A 23,569-nucleotide genomic window follows, 5' to 3' on the forward strand; every position below is an offset into this window, starting at 1 on the left:
CCCGCATCTTTCGAAACCTCGTGGCTCAAGACCGAGCTCTATCGCGCGCGCAACTTCAAGCAGTGGATGAGCAAGGGCCTGTACCTGGGCACCTTCATGGTCGGGCTGGAGCAAAAGGTGATGGGCGGCAACGTGCCGTGGACGCTGCATCATCAGCACGCGGATTACGAGACGCTCAAGCCCGCGTCCCAAAGCAAGCCGATCGTCTATCCGAAGCCGGACGGGAAGCTGACGTTCGACCGGTTGTCGTCGGTGTTCATCTCGAATACGAATCACGAGGAGAATCAGCCGGCGCACCTGACGCTGAAAGACGCATCAGTGCCGGTGAACGTGAACCTGCGCACCTATGCGGGTCCGGAAAGCCGCTACTGCCCGGCCGCGGTGTACGAATTCATCAAGACCGACGACGGCAACGAACGCCTGCAAATCAACGCGCAGAACTGCGTGCACTGCAAGACCTGCGATATCAAGGACCCGACGCAGAACATCGTCTGGGTCACACCGGAAGGAGGCGGCGGGCCGAACTATCCGAACATGTGACGGTTCGTACATAAGAAAAGGCGTCGGTTCTCAAAAAACCGACGCCTTTTTTACGACCATTCATTCACTTATTTAGCCTGCGCCGCGATCTTTGGCGTGCTCACCACGACATCGCCGCATTGAGCCCGATGCCGCAGCGCGTGATCGATCAGCACCAGCGCGAGCAGGGCCTCAGCGATCGGCGTCGCGCGGATGCCGACGCACGGGTCGTGCCGCCCGAACGTCTCGACAACGGCCGGCGCGCCCGCCTTGTCGATGGAATGACGCGGCGTGCGGATGCTCGACGTCGGCTTGATCGCGATCGATACCGTGATGTCCTGCCCGCTCGAAATCCCTCCAAGGATGCCGCCCGCGTTGTTTGCGGCGAAACCGTCGGGCGTCATTTCGTCGCCGTGAACCGAGCCGCGCTGCGCGACACTCGCGAAACCCGCGCCGATCTCGACGGCCTTCACGGCGTTGATGCCCATCATCGCCTTGGCGATGTCGGCGTCGAGACGATCGTAGAGCGGCTCGCCCAAACCAACCGGCACACCCGTCGCGACCACTTCGATGCGCGCGCCGATCGAATCGCCGTCTTTTCGCAGCGAATCCATGTATTCCTCGAGACGCGGCACGATCTCCGCGTTCGGCGCGAAAAACGGATTCTCGCGCACATGCTCCCACGAGACGAACGGCACGCCGATCTCGCCGATCGCGCTCATATAGCCGCGGGTCTCGATGCCGAAGCGCTCGCGCAGCCACTTCTTCGCGACCGCGCCTGCCGCGACGGTCGGCGCCGTCAGCCGCGCCGACGAGCGCCCGCCGCCGCGATAGTCGCGGATGCCGTACTTCTGCCAGTAGGTGTAGTCCGCGTGACCGGGGCGGAACGTCTCGACGATATTGCCGTAATCCTTGCTGCGCTGATCGGTGTTGCGGATCAGGAGCGCGATCGGCGTGCCGGTAGTCTTGCCCTCGAACACGCCCGAGAGAATCTCGACCTGATCCGGCTCTTGCCGCTGCGTGACGTGCCGCGACGTGCCCGGCCGGCGGCGGTCGAGTTCGATCTGGATGTCGGCTTCAGTAAGCGCCATGCCCGGCGGGCAGCCGTCGATCACGCAGCCGATCGCCGGTCCGTGCGACTCGCCGAAATTCGTGACGGTGAAAAGCGTGCCTAAGGTGTTTCCGGACATGTGCGTCGCCCTGAGAAAAGTGATGCGGGGAAACCGCCATTATGCCAGCGGCATCTCGATAAAGCGCCGCGCCGCGCTATCTGCGTTCCCCGCGCAGCGCGCTCACGAGCGCTTGCAAGTGCTCGGGCGTGGCATCGGCCGGATCGATCGGCTCGCCGACCGCGAGCGTCAGGCGGCTCATCACGCCGCGGTGAATCGGGCGCGGCCAGCGGGTGTCCTCGTGGCGCGAGAACACGCTGCCCCACAGGCCGCGCAGCGCCATCGGCACGACGGGCGCGGCTTGCCGCTTCAGAATCTGCGCCACACCCTGCCTGAACGGATTGATCTCGCCCGTGCGCGTCAGCTTGCCTTCCGGAAAGATGCAGACGAGTTCGCCCGCGGCGAGCGCGCGTCCGCAGGCGTCGTAGGCTTGCCTCAGCAGTTCGGCATCCTCGTGAGCGGGCGCGATCGGAATCGCCTTCACGTGGCGGAACAGCCAGCCGAAGAACGGCGAGCGGAAAATCTGGTGATCCATCACGAAGCGGATCGGCCGCGGACTTTCCGCCATGATGACGATGGCGTCGACGAAACTTACGTGGTTGCACACCAGTACCGCCGCGCCGCGCTCAGGAATGCGCCCGGCGTCGACGAGACGAATGCGGTAGAACGTGTGCACGAGAATCCACGCGACAAAGCGCAGCAGAAACTCCGGCACGAGCGAATAGATATAGGCCGCGACGACGATATTGAGGAGCGCGGTCGTCAAAAACAGCCCCGGAATGCCGACGCCCGCCGCCGTCAGCCCCAGCGCCATCACCGCCGACACGATCATGAAGAACGAGTTGAGGATATTGTTCGCGGCGATGATGCGCGCGCGATGCGTCGGCTGGCTGCGGCTCTGGATCAGCGCGTAGAGCGGCACGCTATACAGGCCGCCGAAAAGCGCGAGCAGAAAGAGGTCCGCGAGAATCCGCCAGTGCGACGCCACGGCCAGAAACTCGCCGACGCCGAGCAAATGCCTCGCTGGCAGAATGCGATGGCTCGCGAAGAAGAGATCGATCGCGAACACGCTGATGCCGATCGAACCGAGCGGCACGAGTCCGATCTCGACGCGCCGCTTCGAAAGCTTCTCGCACAGCAGCGACCCGGTGCCGATGCCGATCGAAAACGTCGCGAGCAGCACGGTGACGACATCCGGATTCGCCGACAGCACGTCCTTAGCGAAGTTGAAGAACGACGTGAGAAAGGTCGCGCCGACGAACCACAGCCAGGAAATACCGAGCAGGCTCAAAAAAACGGTGCGGTTCTGCCGGGCGAGCGCGAGGTTGCGCCACGTTTCAGTGAACGGATTCCAGTTGATGCGCAATTCCGGCTGCGGCGCGGCGGACTTCGGCACGAAGCTCGCGGTCCCCCGCCCGATCAGCGCGATCGCGAGGCAAGCAACCGCGAGCAGCATCGCGCCGTGCTCGGTGAGGCCCGCCGCCGCCCCGCCGATGATCGTGCCGATCAGGATCGCAACGAACGTCCCCATCTCGACGAGCCCGTTACCGCCCACCAGTTCCGACGGCCTCAAATGCTGCGGCAGATACGCGTACTTGACGGGTCCGAACACGGTCGAGTGCACGCCCATCAGGAATGTGCAGAAGTACAGCAGCGGCGCGCTGTGCAGCAAAAACCCCGCGCCGCCGACGAGCATCACCGCGATCTCGAAGGTCTTGACGAAGCGCGTGAGCATCGCCTTGTCGAATTTGTCGGCAAGCTGGCCGGAGGTCGCCGAGAACAGCACGAACGGCACGATGAAGATCGCGGAAATGAGAAACGCGGCTGTTTTCGGATCGACGCCGGAGAAGCGCGCGGCCTGGAACGTGACGAGCGACGTAAAGCCGACCTTGAAGACGTTGTCGTTCATCGCGCCTAAAAACTGCGTCCAGAAGAACGGCGCGAAACGGCGTTCGCTCAGGAGGCGAAACTGGCCATCGCCGTCCTGATCCGACCGGCGACTCACAGCGGGATTGGGGCGCTTACTCATGGTTTATTGGAGTTGGTAGCTGAGAAAACCGCGAAAAAAAAGCGCGCCGTGCGGGGCGCGCCTTGTACTGCCCATGACTTTCGATGCTGCGCAAAAAGCGCGATAACTTTAACGCGCTTCTTCCGGCTGCTCCGGCCAGTCGCGGATATAGGCCTTCAGCATGCGATTCTCGAAGCCCTGCTCTTCGACGACCGCGCGCGCCACGTCGTAGAACGAGATCACGCCCATCAGCGAGCGGCTGTCCATCACAGGCAGATAGCGCACGTGATGTTCGAGCATCATGCGACGCACTTCGTTGACGTCGGTTTCCGGCGTGCAGGTGAGCGGATGGTCGTCCATGACCTTGCGGATCGTCGTGGTGCCGACGGTGCCGCCGTTTTCCTTCAACGTCAGGATGATCTCGCGGAACGTCAGCATGCCGACTAGATCGCCATACTCCATCACGACGAGCGAACCGATGTCGTGCGACGCCATTGTGTTGATTGCGTCGTGCAGCGGCGTCTCGGGTGTCACCGTGAAGAGCACATTGCCCTTGACCTTCAGAATGTCGCTGACTCGCATGTTTGTCTCCTTCGCGAAGGCGTAAATCGTGGATCGATCCTAGCGGAAAGGCCGTCAAAAGGAAAGCGCGGACGGGCTCGACTGGCTTATCGGACAAGCGCTTTGCCTGTATTCCCTAGGTTGGTGCCCTAAGTTCGGCGCGCTCACCCCGATGTTACGATGATTCACCTTCGATCACCGCCGGACGCCCGCGCCCGGCCGCTCACGATGCCCGCCAACCGCTTCGACACGCTCGTGCTGCACGCGGGCGCCGCTCCCGACCCGACCACCGGCGCGCGCGCCACGCCGATCTACCAGACGACGTCGTTCTCCTTCCGCGATACCGATCACGCCGCCGCGCTCTTCAACATGGAGCGCTCGGGGCACGTCTACTCGCGCATCTCGAACCCGACGGTCGCGGTATTCGAGGAGCGCGTCGCGGCCCTCGAAGGCGGCGCGGGCGCGATCGGCACGGCGAGCGGGCAGGCCGCGCTGCATCTTGCGATCGCGACGCTGATGGGCGCGGGCGCGCACGTCGTGGCGTCGAGCGCGCTCTACGGCGGCTCGCACAATCTGCTGCACTACACGCTGCGGCGCTTCGGCATCGAGACGACGTTCGTGCCACCGCACGACCTCGACGCCTGGCGCTCCGCCGCGCGGCCGAACACGCGGCTTTTCTTCGGCGAGACGCTCGGCAATCCGGGGCTCGACGTGCTCGATATCGCAGCCGTAGCGGAGATCGCGCATGCGAACCAGGTGCCGCTGCTCGTCGATTCGACCTTCACGACGCCCTACCTGCTGCGGCCGTTCGAGCACGGCGCCGACCTCGTTTACCACTCGGCGACAAAATTCCTCGGCGGCCACGGCACGACAATCGGCGGCGTGCTCGTCGATGGCGGCACGTTCGACTTCACCGCCACCGACCGCTTTCCCGAATTCACCGAACCGTACGACGGCTTTCACGGCATGGTCTTCGCCGAGGAAAGCACGGTCGCGCCGTTTTTGCTGCGCGCACGCCGCGAGGGCCTGCGCGATTTCGGCGCGTGCCTGCACCCACAGGCCGCATGGCAACTGCTGCAAGGTATCGAGACGCTGCCGCTGCGCATGGACCGGCACGTCGCGAACACGCGCCGCGTCGTGGAGTTCCTGCTCGCGCATCCGGCGGTCGAGGGCGTGGCGTATCCCGAACTGCCGACGCACCGCGACTACGCACTCGCACAACGCCTGATGCCGCGCGGCGCGGGCGCCGTATTCAGCTTCGACTTGCGCGGCGACGTCGCGGCCGCGCGCCGCTTCATCGAATCGCTTACGCTGTTCTCGCACCTCGCGAACGTTGGCGATGCGCGCTCGCTCGTGATCCACCCCGCGTCGACCACGCATTTCCGCATGGACGCCGCCGCGCTCGCCGCGGCAGGCATCGGACCGGGGCGGATTCGCCTGTCGATCGGACTCGAAGACCCGGACGACCTCATCGACGACCTGAAACGCGGCCTCAAGGCGTCGCAAAAGGCGGGCGCGGGTGCGTCCACGCTCGGGAGCCGCGCATGATGCTCGACGTCCACGGCACGCTGGCCTACGCGTACACCGGCGGCAAGGCGTACGACTCCACCCGGCCTACCGTCGTCTTCCTGCACGGCGCGGAACACGATCACAGCGTCTGGGCGCTGCAGACGCGCTACTTCGCGCATCACGGTTTCGGCGTGCTCGCGCTCGATCTGCCGGGCCACGGGCGCAGCGCGGGTCCTGCGCTCGCCGACATCGCGTCGCTCGCTGACTGGGTGATCGGCGTGCTCGACGCGGCGCAGGTCGGAAAAGCGCTGCTAGTCGGCCACAGCATGGGCTCGCTGATCGCACTCGATGCCGCCGCCCGCCATCCGGCGCGCGTCTCGAAACTCGCGCTTCTGGCAACCGCCGTGCCGATGACCGTTTCCGACGCGCTGCTAGACGCCGCCCGCGAACACGAGCCGGAAGCCATCGACATGGTCAACCAGTGGTCGCATTCGACGATCGCCGCGAAGCCGTCGAGCCCCGCGCCCGGCTTCTGGCTGCACGGCATGAACCAGCGGCTGATGGAGCGCGTCTCCGCGCGCGGTGAAGGCCTGCTCTTTCACACCGACTTCAGCGCCTGCAACACGTACACCGAGGGTCTCGAACGCGCTCTGCAGGTGCGCTGTCGGGTGCTCGTGATTTCCGGCCAGCGTGACTTGATGACCCCGCCGAAAGCCGCCGCCGCGCTCGTCAAGGCGATGTCGCAGTCGGGCGTCGTCGTAGACACCGTGACGCTCGACGCCGGCCATGCGTTGATGACCGAGCAGCCCGACGCGACGCTCGACGCCCTCTTCGCCTTCGCGATAAGCCAAGCGTAATCGCCGAAACAACGCCCCGCTATCAGCCGAACGGTCAGGTTGCGCGGCGTGCGCTTTTCGCCGCACAATGGTTTCGTCCGAGCGCCGAGACGGAGACAGTCATGGCTCATACCGCACACAGCGACCACTTCGCGAATTTCGCCGAGTTCTATCCGTACTATCTCGAAGAACATCGCAATTTGGTGTCGCGCAGGCTGCATTTCATCGGCTCGCTGGGCGTGATCGGCTGCATCGCGATGGGGATCGCGACCGGCGACTGGCTCTGGCTGCCGGTGGCCGTCGTATGCGGCTATGGGTTTGCGTGGGTCGGGCACTTTTTCTTCGAAAAGAACCGGCCGGCCACCTTCCGTCACCCGCTCTACAGCCTGATGGGCGACTGGGTGATGTTCAAGGATATCTGCGTGGGAAAGATTTCTCTCTGAGCGTTCAGGCCGGCTGATGCGGCATTGGCACGCGCGTCGCGTCGCGCATGCGCGCGTTGGTCAGGGCTGACACGCGCGCCGCGATCAGCGAGCCGAGCGTGATACCGAGCTTTTCGTTCTCCAGCACGCCCATCAGCGCCGCGCAGTCCACCTGCGAGGCGTCGAGCCGCAACTGGTACTCCAGCTCGTCGCGATCGATCACGAAGAGGTCGAACAGCATCGCCAGCGTGATCTGGTTCGGATTCGCGATCAGCACATAGCGCGGCGCCTTCGCATCGTCGAGCCGGCCAACCCAGCCTTGCGTCTCCACGCGTGAAAGCAGGCGCATCGACGTATCCATGTCGCAACGGAGCATCCGCGCCAGGTCGAGCGCCGTCTGGCCCGGCTTGCCTTCGTCACGCGCTATCACGAGCCGCGCCAGCAATTCGAGCGAATCGAGCAAGTCGCTGCCCGGAAAATCCCGCCGATGAAACTGCCCGATGCGAATCGCTGGCAGCGCGGACGTCACCATCGCGCCGACCAGCGCGATCAGCCAGCATAAATACACCCACAACAGGAACACCGGCAACGCGGCGAACGCGCCGTAGACGGCCGTGTAAGTCGGAATCCGGCGCACGTAGTAGCCGAAACCGCGCTTGCCGAGTTCGAACGCGACCGCCGCGATCAGCCCGCCGATCACGGCGTCGCGCCATTCGACCTTGCAGTTCGGCATATACACATAGAGCATCGTGAAAGCGAGCACCGTAAGCGGCAGCGAAACGCCCGTGAGCGCCCACTCGACGATAGGCGGCAGCAAGTGATGCGACCCCGCGAACGCCACCGACTGCGCGAACAGATACGACGAAATCGAGAGACTGCAGCCGAACAAAATCGGCCCGAGCGTGATGATCGCCCAGTAGACGAGCACGCGCTGCGCGAGCGGCCGCGCCTTGCGCACGCGCCAGATCACGTTGAACGCGGATTCGACAGTCATCATCGTCATCACCGACGTGACGAACAGGATGATCATGCCGGCCGTGGTCAAACCCTTGGCCTTCGAGGCGAACTGGTTGAGGTACTTGAAGATCTGGCTGTTGATCTGCGACGGCATCAGATGCACGGACAGAAAGTCCTGCAGCGACTCCTGGAACGAGCCGAAGATCGGAAACGCCGTGAAGAGCGCGAACGCGACAGTTGCGAGCGGCACGAGCGACAGCACGCTCGTGAACGTCAGGCTGCCGGCCACTTGCGCCACGCGGTCCTCGCCCGTGCGCCGCGCGACGAAGCCCGCGAGCCGGCGAACCGCGGCGAGATCGATGGGAAGCTTCTGCAAAAACCATTCTCCTCAATAGGGATCACGCGAACGCGCCGGAAACAGCGGTCAAGTGACGCAAAAGCCCGCCCGGACGCCACGAACGTGAACCCATCTCTATAATACCCGTTCACTAAAAAAGCCTTATGAACGACATCCTTGTGCTTTATTACAGTCGGCACGGCGCCACGCGCGAACTCGCGCTCGCGATCGCGCAGGGCATCGACAGCGTGCCGGGCATGCAGGCGCGCGTGCGCACGGTGCCGCCCGTGTCCGCGGTCTGCGAGGCGACCCAGCCCGATATTCCCGCCGACGGCCCGCCCTACGCCGAAGTGCGCGATCTGGAGGAATGTGCGGGACTCGCGCTCGGTTCGCCGACGCGCTTCGGCAACATGTCGGCGGCGCTCAAGTATTTCCTCGACGGCACCACGCCGCAGTGGCTCTCCGGCGCGCTCGCCGGCAAGCCCGCGAGCGTCTTCACGTCGACGGGCAGCCTGCACGGCGGCCAGGAAACCACCCTGCTCTCGATGATGCTGCCGCTTCTGCATCACGGCATGATGATCGTCGGCATTCCGTACACCGAGTCGCGCCTCACGACGACGCAAACCGGTGGCACGCCTTACGGCGCGTCCCACCACGCGCGCTCCGACGGCGACGACGGCCTCAACGGCGGCATCTCCGCCGACGAAAAGGCCCTCGCGATTGCGCTTGGCGCGCGTCTCGCACGCACGGCGCTGCATCTTTCGCGCGGCGCGAGCGCTACGTGAACGCACCCTTCGTTCAGCCCGCAGTCGCCGCCGGGCGCCCCGCCTACGCTGCCGGGGCGCTCGCGAGTCTCGTCGCGTTGATCGTGCTGTCGCTTGCCTGGGAACTGTGGCTCGCGCCGCTGCGTCCCGGCGGCTCCGCGCTCGCGATCAAGGCGCTGCCGCTCGCGCTCGCGCTGCGCGGAACCTGGCGCCGCGACCTCTATACGCTGCAATGGACCTCGATGCTCGTGCTGCTCTATCTCGCCGAAGGCGTCGTGCGCGGCATGACGGACGGCAGGCTCTCAGCGCGGCTCGGGTGGCTCGAAGCGCTACTTTCCATCGTCTGCTTCGCCTGCGCGCTCGCCTACGTCGCGCCTTACAAGCGCGCGGCCCGCGCCGCCAAACGCGCCAGCCAGTGACGCTTTGTAGCACGGATACCCGCGCCTGGCGCGGGCCTATGCCATCCGGCCAGGCATCGCTTTGGTGCGACCTAAGCGATACTGTCGACTGAACTTCACGACTTGAACGACATGAACGCCTCCGCACGACCCACCGGCCCCTTCGTCGCTGCCTGCTCCGACGTGCTGGGCGCCGCCCACGTGCTGACCGACCCCCGCGACACCGCGCCGTTTTTGACCGACTGGCGCCGCCGCTACACGGGCGAAGCGTGCGCCGTGCTGCTTCCCGCCGACACGCAACAAGTCGCCGCCGCCGTGCGGCTCGCGCGCGAATATCGCGTCGCCATCGTGCCGCAGGGCGGCAACACGGGACTCGCCGGCGGAGCCACGCCGGACACGAGCGGCGCGCAGGCGGTCGTCAGCTTGCGGCGCCTGAACCGCATCCGCGACGTCGATCCGCATAACAACACGATCACCGTGGAAGCGGGCGTCGTCCTCGCGGAAATCCAGGCGCGCGCCGAAGCCGAGCAGCGCCTCTTCGCGCTGAGCCTCGCGGCGGAAGGCAGTTGCATGATCGGTGGCAATCTATCGACGAATGCCGGCGGCACGGGTGTTTTGCGCTACGGCAATACGCGCGAACTGTGTCTCGGCCTCGAAGTGGTGACGCCGCAAGGCGAAATCTGGGACGGTCTGCGCGCGCTGAGGAAGGACAACACGGGCTACGACCTGCGCGATCTCTACATCGGCGCGGAAGGCACGCTCGGCATCATCACGGCGGCCGTCATGAAGCTGCATCCGGCGCCCGTCGCGAGGGTGACGGCGCTCGCCGGTCTCGCCTCGCCGCACGCCGCGCTCGATTTCCTCGCGATGGCGCAGCGTCACGCCGGCGCGCTTCTCACCGGTTTCGAGCTGATGTCGGATTTTTCGCTGCGTCTCGTCGGGCGGCATTTCGGGCAGATGCGTTATCCGTTCGCCGAGCCGCACGCGCAAACCGTGCTGCTCGAACTCTCCGACAGCGAAAGCGAAGAGCACGCCCGCACGCTCTTCGAACGGCTGATGGAAGAGGCGATCGGGAAAGGTCTGGTCGAAGATGCCGTCGTTGCCGAGAACCTGGCGCAATCGCAGGCGTTCTGGGACTTGCGCGAGCACATTCCGCTCGCGCAGGCCGCGGAAGGGCTGAACATCAAGCAGGACATTTCCGTGCCGATCTCGAGCATCGGCCGCTTCATCGATGAAACCGACGCGCTGATCGCCAAAACCGCGCCCGGCGCGCGCATGGTGACGTTCGGCCATCTCGGCGACGGCAATCTGCACTACAACGTGCAGGCGCCCGAAGGCGTCGATCCCGAGCAGTTTCTCGCTGACTATCAGAAGCGCATCAACACGCTCGTGTACGAACAGGTGCACGCCCATCGCGGCAGCATCAGCGCGGAGCACGGTCTCGGGCAACTGAAGGTCGACGAGGCGATGCGCTACAAATCGCCCGTCGAAGTCCGGCTGATGCAGGCGATCAAGGCCGCGCTCGATCCCGAGAATCTGATGAATCCGGGCAAGGTCGTGCGCGTGCCGGGCCGTTCGGGGGAGAAAGCGTCGTGAAGATTCGCGTTTTGTCAGACCTGCACCTGGAAGCCGACGAACCGGTCGCGATTCCTTATGCCGAGGCGGAACTCGTCGTGCTCGCCGGCGATATCCACAATCACGCGGAAGGATTGCGCTGGGCGGCGGAAAACTTCGATTCCCGCGTGCCGGTGATCTACGTGCCCGGCAATCACGAGTACTACGACGGCGAATTCGGCGCGCTCGAAGTCGCGATGCAGGACGCCGCGCGCAGCGTCGACAATGTGCACTACCTGAACAATGCGACGCTCGTCGACCGGTACGGCAAGTGGCGCGTGCTCGGCACGACGCTCTGGACCGATTTCGCGCTGTTCGGATCGAGCGAGGAAGAACTGGCGAAGGCGCAGGAAGCGTGCGCGCGCGTGATGCTCGACTATCGCGGCGTGATCCAGATTTCGTGGCCGGAGCCGGACGGCGAGCCGCGCTCGTTCGCCACCAGCGATTCGCTCGCATTGCACGAACACGCGCGCGCGTGGCTCGAAAGCGAGCTGGCGAAACCGTTCGACGGCCAGACGATCGTCGTCACGCACCATGCGCCGTTGAAAGAGAGTCTCGCGGAGAAGTACGCGCAGGATCTGGTGTCGGCGGGATTCGTCAACGATTTGCCCTCGCTCGTGCGCGCGCCGGTCGCGCTGTGGATTCACGGCCACACGCACACGGCGTTCGATTACACGGTCGAGGGCACGCGGGTCGTCTGCAATCCGCGCGGGTATCTCGACCGGCGCACGCGCGCCCTCGAAAACCCGCATTTCGCGTGGGACAAAGTCGTCGAAATTTGAAGTAGCGGGATAACCGTTGGACTTAGCGGAGACGTGCCATGTGCGGCCGAATCAGCCAGTACCGACTGCCGATGCATTATGCGCAGCGCATGCATCTGAAAAATCCGTTCGTGCTCGTCGATGCCGCGGACCGGCGTCCCGGTTACAACCTGTCGCCCGGCACGCATCCGCTCGCGATCTACCCCGACGAGACGATCCGCGCGGTTCACTGGGGCTATTGCCCGCAATGGGCGATCCAGAAAAAGCTGCCGCAGACGATCAACGCGCGCGTCGAAACGGCATCGACGAGTGCGTATTTCCGGGCGTTGTGGAGAAAAGCGAGGATTCTCGTTCCCGCCGACGGCTGGTTCGAGTGGAAAACGGAGACGCCGGCAGACGGCGCGAAACCCGTGAAGCAGCCCTATTTCATTCGCCGCGCCGACGAAGAGCCGATGTTCCTCGCCGCGCTCACAAGCATCCAGACCGAGGAGGATGCCCTCATGCCCGGCGCGGGATTCGTGATCGTGACGGCCGCCGCCGACGAAGGGCTCGTTGATGTCCACGACCGACGGCCGCTCGTGTTCACGCCCGCCGCCGCGCGCCGATGGCTCGACCCCGCGCTGCCGCTCGACGAACTCGACGCGCTCTCCAAAAGTGGCGGCGCGGCGGCATCGCAGTTCATCTGGCATCGCGTGACGAGCGACGTAAATCGCGCGATCAACGACGAGCCGCGCCTGATCGAGCCGCTGGAACCGCTAGCCGGATAAAACTCAGCGATCGCGGCGATAACGCTGCCGGTCGTCGATACGGATCGGAATCAGCCGCTTCTTCGCCGAATTGTCGCGAAATGCGCGGAAAAGCTCACGCGTGGCCGGAATGGAGATCAGCACGAGCAACATCACAAGTGCGAACATGAGTGGCGTATTCATCAGGCTTTCCCCGGTCGAGAGCAAAAAGGCATGCATCGAAGTTATCAAGATGCGGGCGAAATAAAAGTAAGCAAGTGTTGCATCACACACTTTTGTTGCGCAGTCGCAATCTCACGGGCAAAACGGCGGCAAATCACGTGACGACGAACGCTTTCAGCGATTCCGCGTCGGCGGCGAGCGTTGCGGGCAGTTCGTCGCGCAGGAAATCGACCCATGTGCGGATTTTCGCGTCCAGATATTGCCGCGACGGATAGAGCGCGAACACGTTCAGTTCCTGCATCTGATATTGCGGCAGCACGCGCACGATCGTGCCCGCGCGCAGGAGCGGCAGCGCTGACGACGTTGGCAGGACGCCCAGGCCCATGCCCTCGCGGATCGCGACGGCCATCGCATCGGCAACGTTCACCGTGAACGTCGATGGCCCGAGGCTCACGGTCTCCTGTCCGTTCGGGCCTTCAAAAATCCATTTGTCGGTCGGAAGGACGGGCGTCACGAGTTGCAGGCAGGTGTGGCGCACGAGATCAGACAGCACGTGCGGCGTGCCGTGCTTCTCGATATATGCCGGCGACGCGCACGCGATGCTGAAGGCCGATCCAAGCCGCTGCGAGACGAGCCCCGAATCGGGCAAGTCGGACGCGAGCACGACCGACACGTCGTAGCCTTCGTCGAGCAAATCCGGCATGCGCTGCGCGAGCGTCAATTCGACCTGCACGGACGCATGCCGCTCCTGGTAGCGCGAAATCATCGGCACGACATAGTGCTGGCCGAAACCCGTCATCGAATGGACTTTGAGCTTGCCGGACGGCCGCGCGTGAGCATCGCCGGCTTCGGCTTCCGCCTGATCGACGTAAGCCAGAATTTGCTCGCAGCGCTGCAGATAGCGCTCGCCGGCTTCGGTCAGCGCGATGCGGCGCGTCGTCCGATTCAGAAGGCGCGTGCGCAGATGCGCTTCGAGATCGGAGACGGCCCGCGAGGCGTACGCCGTCGTTGTATTCAGATGCTGCGCGGCCGCCGTGAAGCTTCCCGCTTCGACGACGCGCACAAAAACGCGCATGTTTTGTAGCGTATCCATACAGCCTTCCGTCTCTCTCAATATCGTAATATCGTGACGCCGATTATTGCACGCTGCGCAACAGCGATTATCTCAAACCTCGTAAGGATGCTTTGCATCGTTACGGGTTATTCCACAATACCCGCAAAAATATAATGAGTTCCTAACGTCTAGATCAGATTCGGGAGCCAATCGTGTCAGCACCGGTATCAAAGGGAGCGATCGTCATCGCGGCTCTTACAGTTATCTTAACAATCGCCGGATGCGCCAGCACGGGAAATGTCGCTCCTGAAGACACGCTCAAAGAAGCCTCCATGCTCGATGCCGGCGCCGCCATCCGCGCCGCCGACGGAGAAGCCGGCTGGCCATCAGGCCAATGGTGGCGCGTCTACGACGACCCTCAGCTCGACGCGTGGATCGAGCGCGCGAACGCCGGCAATCCGACGCTTGCCATCGCGGCTGCCCGGGTGCGCGAAGCGAACGCGCTGGTGGGCGTCGCGCGCTCGGCGCTGGCGCCGCACGTCGATGGCTCGCTTTCCGTGACGCGCAAGGGCTGGCCGGAAAACGCCTACTACGGCCCTGGCTCGTTCAACGACACGACCACCTGGAACAACACCGCCGCCCTTTCGCTTTCCTACGACCTCGATTTGTGGGGCCGCAGCGCGAATGCGACCGAACGCGCCGTCGATGCCGCCCACGTGCGCGCCGCCGACGCCCGCGCCGCGCAACTCGAACTCGAAGCGAACGTGGTGCGCGCGTACATCGGCTTGTCGCAGGATTACGCGCTGCTCGATATCGCCCGCGCGACGCTCGATCAGCAGCAGAAAATCGCCGACTATGCGCGAAAGCGCCTTGCGGGCGGCCTCGGCACGCAGCTCGAAGTGAGTCAGGCCGAAACACCACTGCCCGAATACGAGCGCCAGGTCGACATTTACAACGAAGCGATCGATCTCTCGCGCAACCAGCTCGCCGCGCTCGCGGGCGCGGGTCCGGGCGCGGGCGAATCGCTGACGCGGCCGGTGCTGTCGCTCGACAAGCCGGTCGGCTTGCCGTCCGCGCTGCCGGCGGAACTCGTCGGGCATCGGCCGGACGTCGTCGCGGCGCGCTGGACGGTCGCGGCGCAGGCGCGCGGGATCGATGTCGCGAAGGCCGAGTTCTATCCGAACGTGAACCTGCTCGCGTCCGTGTCGCAGATGGCGGCCGGCGGCGCGCTGCTCACGTTCCTCGGCGGGAGTGGGACCGGTTTCAGCGCGGGGCCGGCGATCACGCTGCCTATCTTCGAAGACGGACGGCTACGCGCGCAACTCGGTGCGGCGTCGGCGCAATACGATCAGGCGGTCGAGCATTACAACGGCACGTTGATCGGCGCGCTGAAGGAAATCGCCGATCAGGTCGTGCGGATGCGTTCACTCGATTCGCAACTCAACGCGTCGGGACGGTCGGTCGCGGCGGCGAGCAAGAACTATCAGCTCGCGCGGGAGGGTTACCGGCGCGGCCTGACGGATTACCTTAACGTGCTCGTCGCGCAGACGCAGTTGCTGCGCGCACAGGACGGCGAGGCACGCGTGCGCGCCGAACGGCTCGCGGCGTATGCATCGCTACAGGCAGCGCTCGGCGGCGGCCTCGATGATCCGTCGAACGGACCGGACGACGGCACGCTCGCGCCTTCAAAGCACATCGGGCCGTTCAGCGGCGCGCGGACGGCGAGCGCCAAATGAAAACCTCCTCCGTCTCCGTCCCCGGCGAATCGCTCGGCAGCGTCCTGACGCACTGGGCGCGCACCGAGGGCCTCGCCTGGATCTACATCTTCAAGGCGGTGCTCGCCGCGCTCCTCACACTCTGGATCGCAATGCGCCTCGACATGCCGCAGCCGCGCACCGCGATGACCACCGTCTTCGTCGTGATGCAACCGCAAAGCGGCATGGTCCTGGCGAAGAGCTTCTATCGTTTTTGCGGGACGATGGTCGGGCTCGTCGTGATGCTCGTCCTGATCAGCCTCTTTTCGCAGCAGCCGGTCTTGTTCATCACGGCGACGTCGCTGTGGGTCGGGCTCTGCACGGCGGGCGCCGCGCGCAACCGCAATTTCCGCTCGTACGGCTTCGTCCTCGCGGGCTACACGGCGGCGCTGATCGGGATTCCGGCCGCGCAGCATCCCGACGGCGCCTTTCTTTCGGCGCTCACGCGCGTGAGCGAAGTGTCGCTCGGCATCCTGTGCGCGGGCGCCGTGAGCGCGCTCGTGTTCCCGCAGCACGCGGGCGAGCAGATCAGGACGACGGTGCGGCGCCGTTTCAGCGGTTTCGTCGATTACGTGTGCCGCGCGCTGTCAGGCCGCATGGACCGCCCGCAGATCGAGGCGACGAATGCGGCGTTTGTCGCGGATATCGTCGGTTTCGAGGCCGCGCGCAGCGTCGCCGTGTTCGAGAACCCCGAGACGCGCATGAAAAGCGGCCGGCTTGCGCGGCTGAACAGCGAGTTCATGAGCGCATCGACGCGCTTTCATGCGCTGCATCAGTTGATGAACCGGCTCCGCGCGAACGGCTCCACGACGACGGTCGCGGCGCTCGAACCGTATTTCCACGAAGTCGCGCCGCTATTGGAGAAGTCGGGCGAGCCGGTGCTGAACGCCGCCGATGCCGCCCAGGCCGCGACGCAGCTTGCCGGTTTCAAGTCGGCGCTGCCGAAACGCATCCGCGCGACGCGTATGGGGCTTCAGGCCGATCCGGACTTCGCGCTGCTCGAATTCGATACCGCTTCGGAGCTGCTCTACCGCTTCGTCGACGACCTCCTTGCCTACGCCCAAACCTACGCGTCGCTCGCCGTGCCGACGCACGAGCGCGAGCGCTGGGTCGCGCGCTACGTGCCGAAGACGAATTTGCTCGCCGCGAGCGTTTCCGGCATCCGCACGACGATCGTGATGCTCGCGCTCGGCGCGTTCTGGATCGCGACCGCGTGGCCGAGCGGCGGCACGATGGTGCTGAACGCAGCGGCGGTGTGCGCGCTGGCGTCGTCGTCGCCGAGGCCGACGCTGATGGCCTTCCAGATGGCGAGCGGCACGCTGCTCGCGATGATCGCGGGGATGATCGTCGTGTTCGGGCTGTATCCGCGGATCGACGGATTTTTGCTGCTCTCGGCGGCGCTCGTGCCGTTTCTGCTCTTCGGCACGTATCTCAGCACGCGGCGCAATCTGGTGGGCGTCGGCATCGGCTACTGCATCTTTTTCTGCTTTCTCGCCGGCCCCGACAACCTCACGCACTACGACCCGACCGGTTTCATCAACGATGCAATCGCGCTCGTGCTCTCGATGCTCGTCGCGTCGATCGCGTTCGCCGTCCTCCTGCCGACAGACGCACCGTGGCTGCGCCGGCTGCTGATGAGCGATCTGCGCCGCGAAGTCGTGCAGGCCTGCCGCGCGCGCCTGCCGAAGCTCGCGATGCGCTTCGAAAGCCGCACGCGCGACCTGCTTTCGCAGATCAACGCGCTTGCCGCGAACCGTGCCGACTTGCAGCGCGAGGCCTTGCAGTGGCTCTTCGCCGTGCTCGAAGCCGGTCACGCCGTGATCGACCTGCGTCACGAACTCGCGGCAATGACGGCCCGCGCGCCGTGGCGCGTGTCGATCGCGGCGACGCTCGATGCCGTCGCGCGTCTCTTCGACAAACCCGACGCAGCGCGTTTCGATACGGCGCTGGCATCGACTTCAGATGCGATCGCCACGTTGCAGGCAGTGCTCGATGCCGAACGCCCGCCGCGCGCAGAGCGTCACCGGCTGCAACGCATCCTGAGCCATCTTCATTTCATCCGCACGGCGCTGCTCGATCCGCAATCGCCGCTCGAACCGTTCAGCGCCGCCCGACAACAGGGAGCCCGCCATGCCGCGTAGTACCGCAATCCTCGAAGCCTATGTGCCGACCATCCTGCTGCTATTCGTCGCGGGCGCGCTCTTTACGTGGCTGCTCGACCGCGCCCTCGCGCTGACGGGCCTCTATCGCGTCGTGTGGCATCCGTCGCTCTTTCGCGCGAGCTTGCTCGTGTGTGTCTGCGGGCTCATCGGGCTTGCTTTTTACCGCTAAGCGCTAAAGCGTCGCTCTCAACCAAGCTAAAACGAGTCGCATCATGATCATTCGAAAAATCGTGGGTTTCATTCTGACGGCGGTCATTTTCGCCGCCGCCATCCTGATAGGACGCGCGCTCTGGGTCCACTACATGGACGAGCCGTGGACGCGCGACGGCCGCGTGCGCGCCGACGTCATCAACGTTGCGCCGGACGTGTCGGGCGCCGTGGTGACGATGCCGGTTGCCGACAACCAGTTGGTGAAGAAAGGCGACCTGCTGATGGAGATCGATCCCTCGCACTACCGGATCGCCGTGCAGCAGGCGCAGGCGAACGTCGCCGCGCGTCAGGCGGAATTGCGCATGCGCCGCGCCGATGCCGCGCGTCGCGCCGACATGGACAGCCTCGTCGTATCGAAGGAACAGCGCGACAACGCGATGCAGTCGGCATCAAGCGCCGAGGCGCAATTGCAGCAGGCGCAAGCAGCGCTCGATGCCGCGAAGCTCAATCTCGAGCGCACGCGGGTGGTTTCACCGGTCGACGGGTATGTGACGAATCTGAGCGTCTATCGCGGGGACTACGCGACGGCGGGAGCGCCGAAGCTCGCCATCGTCGATAGCCATTCGTTCTGGGTGTACGGGTATTTCGAGGAGACGAAGCTGCCGCATGTGCGCGTCGGCGACGCGGCGGAGATGCGGCTGATGAGCGGCGGCGTGCTGAAGGGCCACGTGCAGAGCATTTCGCGCGGCATCTACGATCGTGACAATCCGCAGAGCCGTGAGCTGCTTGCCGACGTCAATCCGACGTTCAACTGGGTGCGGCTCGCGCAGCGCGTGCCGGTGCGGATTCGTATCGATGACGTGCCGGCGGGGATGGTGCTGTCGGCGGGGACGACTTGCACGGTGGTGATCGGGGCCTCGGGTTGAGTCCGAAGAAAGATCGCTCCGGCGCCTTAAGACTGCCAGCCGGCTAACGCGCCCCTTGCCGGCACGAAGAGGACTTGCACCTTCCGGTGAGCGCGCCCTGGCGGACGCACAAAAGAAAAAAGCGGCATTTCTGCCGCTTTTTCCGAGACCGTCAGGAAGTCGTCTTCCTCGGCATGCCCAAACCGCCCAGCAACGCCGCGAGCGGCTGCTTCGGCGCCGACTTGCGCTCATGCTCAACCGCTTCGTCATGCCGCTTCACCGATGCCGGCGACGGTTCATATGGCTTCAAAAAGAACTCGTCGATCGGCTGCTGGCGCGCATGCGAGCGCTCGAACGACGTCGCGCGCCGACGGCTTCCCGATTCCTCGCGCGCGTGGCGATGCTCACCGCGCTCTGGCCGCGGCGGCCGTTCATCGCGACGCGACGAGCTTTCACGGCGCGCAGGCGTCGTGACCGTCAGCGTTTGCACTTCCAGCGGACGCTTGATCAGCTTTTCGATGTCGGCGAGCTGCTTCTTCTCGTTCGCGCTGCAGAGCGAGAGCGCATCGCCCGACGCGCCCGCGCGCCCCGTGCGGCCGATACGGTGCACGTAATCCTCGGCGCTGAACGGCAGGTCGAAGTTGATGACGGCCGGCAGTTCCACGATATCGAGACCGCGCGCGGCCACGTCGGTGGCGACGAGCGCCTCGATTTCGCCGCGCTTGAACGCCTCGAGCGCCTGCATGCGCTCGCCCTGCGTGCGGTCGCCGTGAATCGCCGTCGCGACGATGCCGTCACGCTCCAGCACGCGCGACAGCCGGCTCGCGCCGATCTTGCTGTTACAGAACACGAGCACTTGCTTGAGCCCGCGATCGCGGATCAGTTGCGCGACGGCGCCCGATTTGTCGCTTTCGTGCACTTCGAACACGATCTGGCGCACGTTCGTCGCCGTCGAATTGCTGCGCGCGACTTCGATCGTCTGCGGATTGCGCAGGTAAGTAGCCGCAAGCTTCTTGATTTCGGCCGAGAACGTGGCTGAGAACAGCAGCGTCTGACGCTCCTTCGGCAGCAGGTTCAGGATGCGCTGCAGGTCGGGCAGAAAGCCCATGTCGAGCATGCGGTCGGCTTCGTCGAGGACGAGCATCTGCACCTGACCCAGATTCAGCGTCTTTTGCTGGACGTGGTCGAGCAGGCGGCCGGGCGTCGCGATCACGATTTCGACGCCGCGCCGAAGCGCCTCGGACTGCGGATTCATGTCGACGCCGCCAAACACCACCGTGCTGCGCAGCGCCGTGTGCTTTGAGTAAGCCTGCACGTTCGCTGCGACCTGGTCGGCGAGTTCGCGCGTCGGCGTGAGGATCAGCGCGCGCACCGGATGGCGCGCGGGCGACGCGCTCGTGTTCGCCTGCGGCAAAAGGCGCTGGATGATCGGCAGCGAGAAGCTCGCGGTCTTGCCGGTGCCGGTTTGCGCGGCGCCCATCACGTCGCGGCCGGCGAGCACCACGGGGATCGCCTGGGCCTGGATCGGCGTGGGAATCGTATAGCCGGAGTCGGTCACCGCCTTCAGGATATCGGCGGACAGACCGAACTGGCCGAACGTGGGCTCGGCGGCGCTCGCCGGATTGCCGGCGGGTTCGGATGCAGCGGCGGACGTGTTCGTGACGACGGAATCGGACATGGTGACTATCTGGCTTTCGCTAAAAATGCGCCAGAGGCGGCGCGTGAAGCGGTGAATATGCGTGAAATTCGATCGGTGCGCGGCAAATGGGCGCTGGCCGGGGTTTCTGTGCGGTGTGCCTTGATGGCGTCGCGGCGCAGGTTTTCGCCGGTTTTTGCCAGCTGCGCCGTTCACGACCTTGCGCTGATTTCATGACAGCGTTCTTTCGGTGGCTGCCGCGCCGTAAGGACTGGCGCCCGTGGCTTGCAGCGGCGTCGGCGGCAGGGGCCGTTTGGGCCGGCGACAACCGCGACCGCCAAAGCCGCACATTGTAGCACTCTGTCCGCTAAGGCTCCGGCCGCGACCGGCCAATCCGGACGGGCCGAAGCGGCTTTTCACTGCCCTTTCGATCTCGCCCGGGCGATCTCGCGGCAACGCGCGCTTCGGAACACTACTCCGTAAGCGACATGCGTGCAGCGACGAAAAAAACTGCCGCCCCGAATCGCTTCGGCGCGGCCAGGCCATCCGTCTCGCGAAGACGCCTATTTACGCGCCTTGCAATCCGCCAGAAGCGGCGGCGCATTCGCGTCGGCGCGCCCGCTCGACAGGTTGCCCTCGGGACCCTTCGTCCACCAGGTGTATTCGTCGGCGACGTATTTCGCGCCCGAACCCGACATCACATTGACGAACATCAGCTTGCGGCCGTCGACGGTCAAGAGCGCGAAGCTCTGCTTGTTCTTCGTGTTGACGTAGCGAACCGACACGCTCTTGCCGTCTCGACAGTCGTACTTGACCGTCTGCGACGACGCCTCCTGGATCTGCGGCACGGTCAGCGGCATCGCCGAAACCGCGTGCGCAGCGGACGCGGCGGCGAGCAGCAGGAACAGTTTTTTCATCGCTTTCGCTGGCATGGTGGTCAATCGATGATTTCGGCGCACGCGTCGGTGGGCGCGGCTGCCACGTGCCCGACTACCGGCACGGCCTTCAATACCGCCGACGTAAGCCGGCACGGTGCGGCCGCGACGCCACAGCCGCTCAGACCGACACAAGCCGCGCAAAGCGCCGCCAGAAAACACGATTTCACGTTGCCACTCCTTGCGCCCTCTTTGGAGAGCCCTTTCGATCCGTCACTTCGTCGAGACGGGTTTGACCTTCGATGCCGCCAGCTTCGCCCTTTCGCGCGCCTCGCCGATGTCGCGTCCGGTCGCGAGTGCGACGCCCATGCGGCGCTTCGTAAAACTTTCGGGTTTGCCGAACAAGCGCAGATCGGAATCGGGCACGGCGAGCGCATCGGCAACGCCGTCGAATGCGATGGCCGCTTCCTCCAGCCCGCCATATATCACCGCCGACGCGCCTGGCGCCCTTAGTGACGTATCGACCGGCAGGCCGAGAATCGCGCGCGCATGAAGGTCGAACTCCGAGAAGCGCTGCGTACCGAGCGTGACGAGCCCGGTGTCGTGCGGACGCGGACTCACTTCCGAGAACCAGACGTCGTCGCCGCGCACGAAGAGTTCCACGCCAAATAGGCCACGCCCGCCGAGCGCCGTCGTGACCTTCGCTGCGACGTCGCGTGCCTTTTCGAGCGCGGCCGCGCTCATCGGCTGCGGCTGCCACGATTCCACGTAATCTCCTGCGACCTGCAAATGGCCGATGGGTTCGCAAAAACAGGTGTCAATCGCGCCGGTCTGCGGATTCGTGGCGCGCACCGTCAGTTGCGTGATCTCGTATTCGAAGTCGATGAAGCCCTCGACGATCACGCGTCCGTGATTCACGCGCCCGCCCGCCATCGCGTAGTTCCAGGCCGGCTCGACGTCGGCGTCGTTCTTCAGCACCGACTGCCCTTTCCCCGACGACGACATCACCGGCTTCACGACGCACGGAAAACCGATCGTCGCGGTGGCCGCCTTCATTTCATCCAGCGATTGCGCGAACGCGTAGGGCGAAGTCGGCAGACCGAGCGTTTCAGCGGCGAGCCGGCGGATGCCTTCGCGGTTCATCGTGAGCTGCGTCGCGCGCGCGGTCGGGATGACGACGGCTAGCCCCGCCGATTCGATCTCCGCGAGCATGTCGGTGGCGATGGCCTCGATCTCCGGGACGATCAGGTGCGGGCGTTCCTTCTCGACGAGGGCGCGCAACGCAGCGGGATCGGTCATGTCGATGACATGCGAGCGATGCGCGACCTGATGGCCGGGCGCGCCGGCGTAGCGGTCGACTGCGATTGTCTCCACGCCGAGTCGCTGCAGCGCCATGATCACTTCCTTGCCGAGTTCGCCCGCGCCGAGCAGCATCACGCGCGTGGCATGCGGCGACAGCGGCGTGCCGATGCGGCGCGCGCCGCTGGTGTTGACGTTGTCTGCTCCGGGGTTCGCGGTCTGCATGAGTGCTCCAGGAATGTGGTCCAAACTGGCGGCGATGTTAACACGCAGCAAGTAGCGCCCGTAACTCGTCCGATCGGCATAGGCGCAAGGGAAGTAGCGAGCATTTTGTTGCACATCGGCGCTGGACAAATCGTAGGACGAGTGCGGTACGCTTACGGTTTCGCCAGCTTGAGGACTCTCGATGCACACGCCCGCTTCCCGCTTCCTGTCGCGTACTTCATCGCGTTCTCTTTCTATTAGCCGCGTGGCCGGCGCACTCTCCGCGCTCACGCTTGCCGCGCTTCTCGGCGCCTGTACCTTGCCTCAACATCCCGATAGCGCCGCCCCGCCGACCGACCCGTACAATCCGGCCGCCACGCAACTGCTCGACGACACCCAGTGGGAGCTTACGAGCTGGGCCGATGCAAGCGCCCAGCCACGCACGATCCCGCACGGCGACAACGGCGAGCCGATCACGCTGAACTTTTCGACCGAAGGCGGCAAGCGGCGCGTAAGCGGGTATTCGGGCTGCAACCGCTATATGGGCACGTACGATCTGAAGGACGGCAAGCTCACGTTCGGCCCGCTTGCCGGAACTCGCATGGCATGCATGCAGGGCGTCGGAGGTGCGCTGGAGCAGCCTTATCTGACCGGGCTTACGCATATCGCCAGATCGGGCGTGCAGATGAATCCGCCGCCGCAACTGCAACTCTCGCTCGACGACGGGCAGGTGCTTACATTCACGCGTCGCGGGAAGTAACACGGCG

Annotated in this window: 24 protein-coding genes; 14 read left to right on the plus strand and 10 right to left on the minus strand. The window is 65.0% G+C overall.

What is annotated here, in order from left to right; translation table 11 throughout:
- A partial coding sequence (locus tag AWB65_RS16315) for a 4Fe-4S dicluster domain-containing protein (RefSeq protein WP_200821732.1) occupies positions 1 to 540 on the plus strand: 540 nt, incomplete at its 5' end.
- Positions 541 to 608: 68 nt separating this feature from the next.
- Here AWB65_RS16315 and aroC read toward each other — a convergent pair.
- The 3 genes from aroC to AWB65_RS16330 all read right to left on the minus strand — a co-directional run bounded on the left by aroC (position 609) and on the right by AWB65_RS16330 (position 4,278).
- A complete protein-coding gene (aroC, locus tag AWB65_RS16320) occupies positions 609 to 1,709 on the minus strand; it encodes a chorismate synthase (RefSeq protein WP_087668153.1) in 1,101 nt (366 codons plus the stop codon).
- Between the two features lie 76 nt (positions 1,710 to 1,785).
- Positions 1,786 to 3,717: an MFS transporter gene (locus AWB65_RS16325; protein ID WP_087668154.1), complete on the minus strand. Its 1,932-nt coding sequence runs from the start codon at positions 3,715 to 3,717 to the stop codon at positions 1,786 to 1,788.
- Between the two features lie 108 nt (positions 3,718 to 3,825).
- Entirely contained in the window at positions 3,826 to 4,278 is a 453-nt protein-coding gene (locus tag AWB65_RS16330; protein WP_087668155.1) for a CBS domain-containing protein, read from the minus strand.
- Positions 4,279 to 4,485: 207 nt separating this feature from the next.
- Between AWB65_RS16330 and AWB65_RS16335 the strand changes: the two genes are divergently transcribed.
- The 3 genes from AWB65_RS16335 (at position 4,486) to AWB65_RS16345 (ending at position 7,045) form a co-directional block, all read left to right on the plus strand.
- Positions 4,486 to 5,805, plus strand: coding sequence for an O-acetylhomoserine aminocarboxypropyltransferase (locus AWB65_RS16335; RefSeq protein ID WP_087668249.1), 1,320 nt, complete (start codon positions 4,486 to 4,488; stop codon positions 5,803 to 5,805).
- Positions 5,802 to 6,623, plus strand: a complete 822-nt coding sequence (locus AWB65_RS16340; RefSeq protein WP_087668156.1) for an alpha/beta fold hydrolase — start codon at positions 5,802 to 5,804, stop codon at positions 6,621 to 6,623. Before AWB65_RS16335 ends, AWB65_RS16340 begins: the two co-directional genes overlap by 4 nt.
- A 101-nt stretch (positions 6,624 to 6,724) precedes the next feature.
- Positions 6,725 to 7,045 carry an Mpo1-like protein gene (locus tag AWB65_RS16345; protein WP_087668157.1) on the plus strand — a complete coding sequence of 107 codons (321 nt, stop codon included), beginning with the start codon at positions 6,725 to 6,727 and terminating at the stop codon, positions 7,043 to 7,045.
- A 4-nt stretch (positions 7,046 to 7,049) separates the two neighbouring features.
- Here AWB65_RS16345 and AWB65_RS16350 read toward each other — a convergent pair whose 3' ends face one another.
- Entirely contained in the window at positions 7,050 to 8,357 is a 1,308-nt protein-coding gene (locus AWB65_RS16350) for a YihY family inner membrane protein (RefSeq protein WP_087668158.1), read from the minus strand.
- Positions 8,358 to 8,482: 125 nt separating this feature from the next.
- Between AWB65_RS16350 and wrbA the strand changes: the two genes are divergently transcribed.
- From wrbA to AWB65_RS16375, 5 genes are all read left to right on the plus strand, one after another.
- The gene (gene wrbA, locus AWB65_RS16355; protein ID WP_087668159.1) at positions 8,483 to 9,103 is read left to right on the plus strand and encodes an NAD(P)H:quinone oxidoreductase; all 621 of its coding nucleotides are present in this window, start codon (positions 8,483 to 8,485) and stop codon (positions 9,101 to 9,103) included.
- Positions 9,100 to 9,501, plus strand: a complete 402-nt coding sequence (locus tag AWB65_RS16360; protein ID WP_087668160.1) for a DUF2069 domain-containing protein — start codon at positions 9,100 to 9,102, stop codon at positions 9,499 to 9,501. Before wrbA ends, AWB65_RS16360 begins: the two co-directional genes overlap by 4 nt.
- Positions 9,502 to 9,612: 111 nt before the next feature.
- Positions 9,613 to 11,076 (plus strand): FAD-binding oxidoreductase, encoded by a 1,464-nt coding sequence (locus AWB65_RS16365; protein ID WP_087668161.1) that lies wholly within the window; start codon positions 9,613 to 9,615, stop codon positions 11,074 to 11,076.
- Positions 11,073 to 11,876 (plus strand): metallophosphoesterase family protein, encoded by an 804-nt coding sequence (locus tag AWB65_RS16370; RefSeq protein WP_087668162.1) that lies wholly within the window; start codon positions 11,073 to 11,075, stop codon positions 11,874 to 11,876. The genes AWB65_RS16365 and AWB65_RS16370 overlap by 4 nt, the downstream gene beginning before the upstream one ends.
- 38 nt (positions 11,877 to 11,914) lie before the next feature.
- On the plus strand, positions 11,915 to 12,622 hold the full coding sequence (locus tag AWB65_RS16375) for an SOS response-associated peptidase (protein ID WP_087668163.1): 708 nt from the start codon (positions 11,915 to 11,917) through the stop codon (positions 12,620 to 12,622).
- A gap of 3 nt (positions 12,623 to 12,625) precedes the next feature.
- On the opposite strand, the gene AWB65_RS36345 is transcribed toward AWB65_RS16375, so the two are convergent.
- Together AWB65_RS36345 and AWB65_RS16385 are read right to left on the minus strand one after the other, a co-directional pair.
- Positions 12,626 to 12,784 (minus strand): hypothetical protein, encoded by a 159-nt coding sequence (locus tag AWB65_RS36345; protein WP_159907652.1) that lies wholly within the window; start codon positions 12,782 to 12,784, stop codon positions 12,626 to 12,628.
- A 133-nt stretch (positions 12,785 to 12,917) separates the two neighbouring features.
- Positions 12,918 to 13,856: a LysR family transcriptional regulator gene (locus tag AWB65_RS16385; protein WP_087668165.1), complete on the minus strand. Its 939-nt coding sequence runs from the start codon at positions 13,854 to 13,856 to the stop codon at positions 12,918 to 12,920.
- 173 nt (positions 13,857 to 14,029) lie between these two features.
- On the opposite strand from AWB65_RS16385, the gene AWB65_RS16390 reads away from it, so the two are divergent.
- The 4 genes from AWB65_RS16390 to AWB65_RS16405 are packed head-to-tail and all read left to right on the plus strand — an operon-like array spanning position 14,030 to position 18,809.
- Positions 14,030 to 15,553 (plus strand): efflux transporter outer membrane subunit, encoded by a 1,524-nt coding sequence (locus AWB65_RS16390; protein WP_087668166.1) that lies wholly within the window; start codon positions 14,030 to 14,032, stop codon positions 15,551 to 15,553.
- Positions 15,550 to 17,712, plus strand: coding sequence for an FUSC family protein (locus tag AWB65_RS16395; RefSeq protein ID WP_087668167.1), 2,163 nt, complete (start codon positions 15,550 to 15,552; stop codon positions 17,710 to 17,712). Before AWB65_RS16390 ends, AWB65_RS16395 begins: the two co-directional genes overlap by 4 nt.
- Positions 17,702 to 17,902, plus strand: a complete 201-nt coding sequence (locus AWB65_RS16400; protein ID WP_087658446.1) for a DUF1656 domain-containing protein — start codon at positions 17,702 to 17,704, stop codon at positions 17,900 to 17,902. Before AWB65_RS16395 ends, AWB65_RS16400 begins: the two co-directional genes overlap by 11 nt.
- Before the next feature lie 43 nt (positions 17,903 to 17,945).
- Positions 17,946 to 18,809: an efflux RND transporter periplasmic adaptor subunit gene (locus AWB65_RS16405; RefSeq protein ID WP_087668168.1), complete on the plus strand. Its 864-nt coding sequence runs from the start codon at positions 17,946 to 17,948 to the stop codon at positions 18,807 to 18,809.
- A gap of 151 nt (positions 18,810 to 18,960) precedes the next feature.
- Here AWB65_RS16405 and AWB65_RS16410 read toward each other — a convergent pair whose 3' ends face one another.
- The 4 genes from AWB65_RS16410 to purT all read right to left on the minus strand — a co-directional run bounded on the left by AWB65_RS16410 (position 18,961) and on the right by purT (position 22,823).
- Complete coding sequence (locus AWB65_RS16410; RefSeq protein ID WP_087668169.1) at positions 18,961 to 20,466, minus strand: DEAD/DEAH box helicase; 1,506 nt, start codon at positions 20,464 to 20,466, stop codon at positions 18,961 to 18,963.
- Between the two features lie 521 nt (positions 20,467 to 20,987).
- Positions 20,988 to 21,341: an MliC family protein gene (locus AWB65_RS16415; protein WP_087668250.1), complete on the minus strand. Its 354-nt coding sequence runs from the start codon at positions 21,339 to 21,341 to the stop codon at positions 20,988 to 20,990.
- A gap of 20 nt (positions 21,342 to 21,361) precedes the next feature.
- Entirely contained in the window at positions 21,362 to 21,529 is a 168-nt protein-coding gene (locus AWB65_RS36670; protein WP_181505486.1) for a DUF6726 family protein, read from the minus strand.
- 43 nt (positions 21,530 to 21,572) lie between these two features.
- A complete protein-coding gene (purT, locus tag AWB65_RS16420; RefSeq protein ID WP_087668170.1) occupies positions 21,573 to 22,823 on the minus strand; it encodes a formate-dependent phosphoribosylglycinamide formyltransferase in 1,251 nt (416 codons plus the stop codon).
- Between the two features lie 181 nt (positions 22,824 to 23,004).
- Here purT and AWB65_RS16425 point away from each other — a divergent pair, with 181 nt between their 5' ends.
- Positions 23,005 to 23,562: an META domain-containing protein gene (locus AWB65_RS16425; protein WP_087668171.1), complete on the plus strand. Its 558-nt coding sequence runs from the start codon at positions 23,005 to 23,007 to the stop codon at positions 23,560 to 23,562.
- Positions 23,563 to 23,569: the final 7 nt, after the last annotated feature.

The sequence above is a fragment of the Caballeronia humi genome, assembly GCF_001544475.1.
GTDB lineage: Bacteria > Pseudomonadota > Gammaproteobacteria > Burkholderiales > Burkholderiaceae > Caballeronia > Caballeronia humi.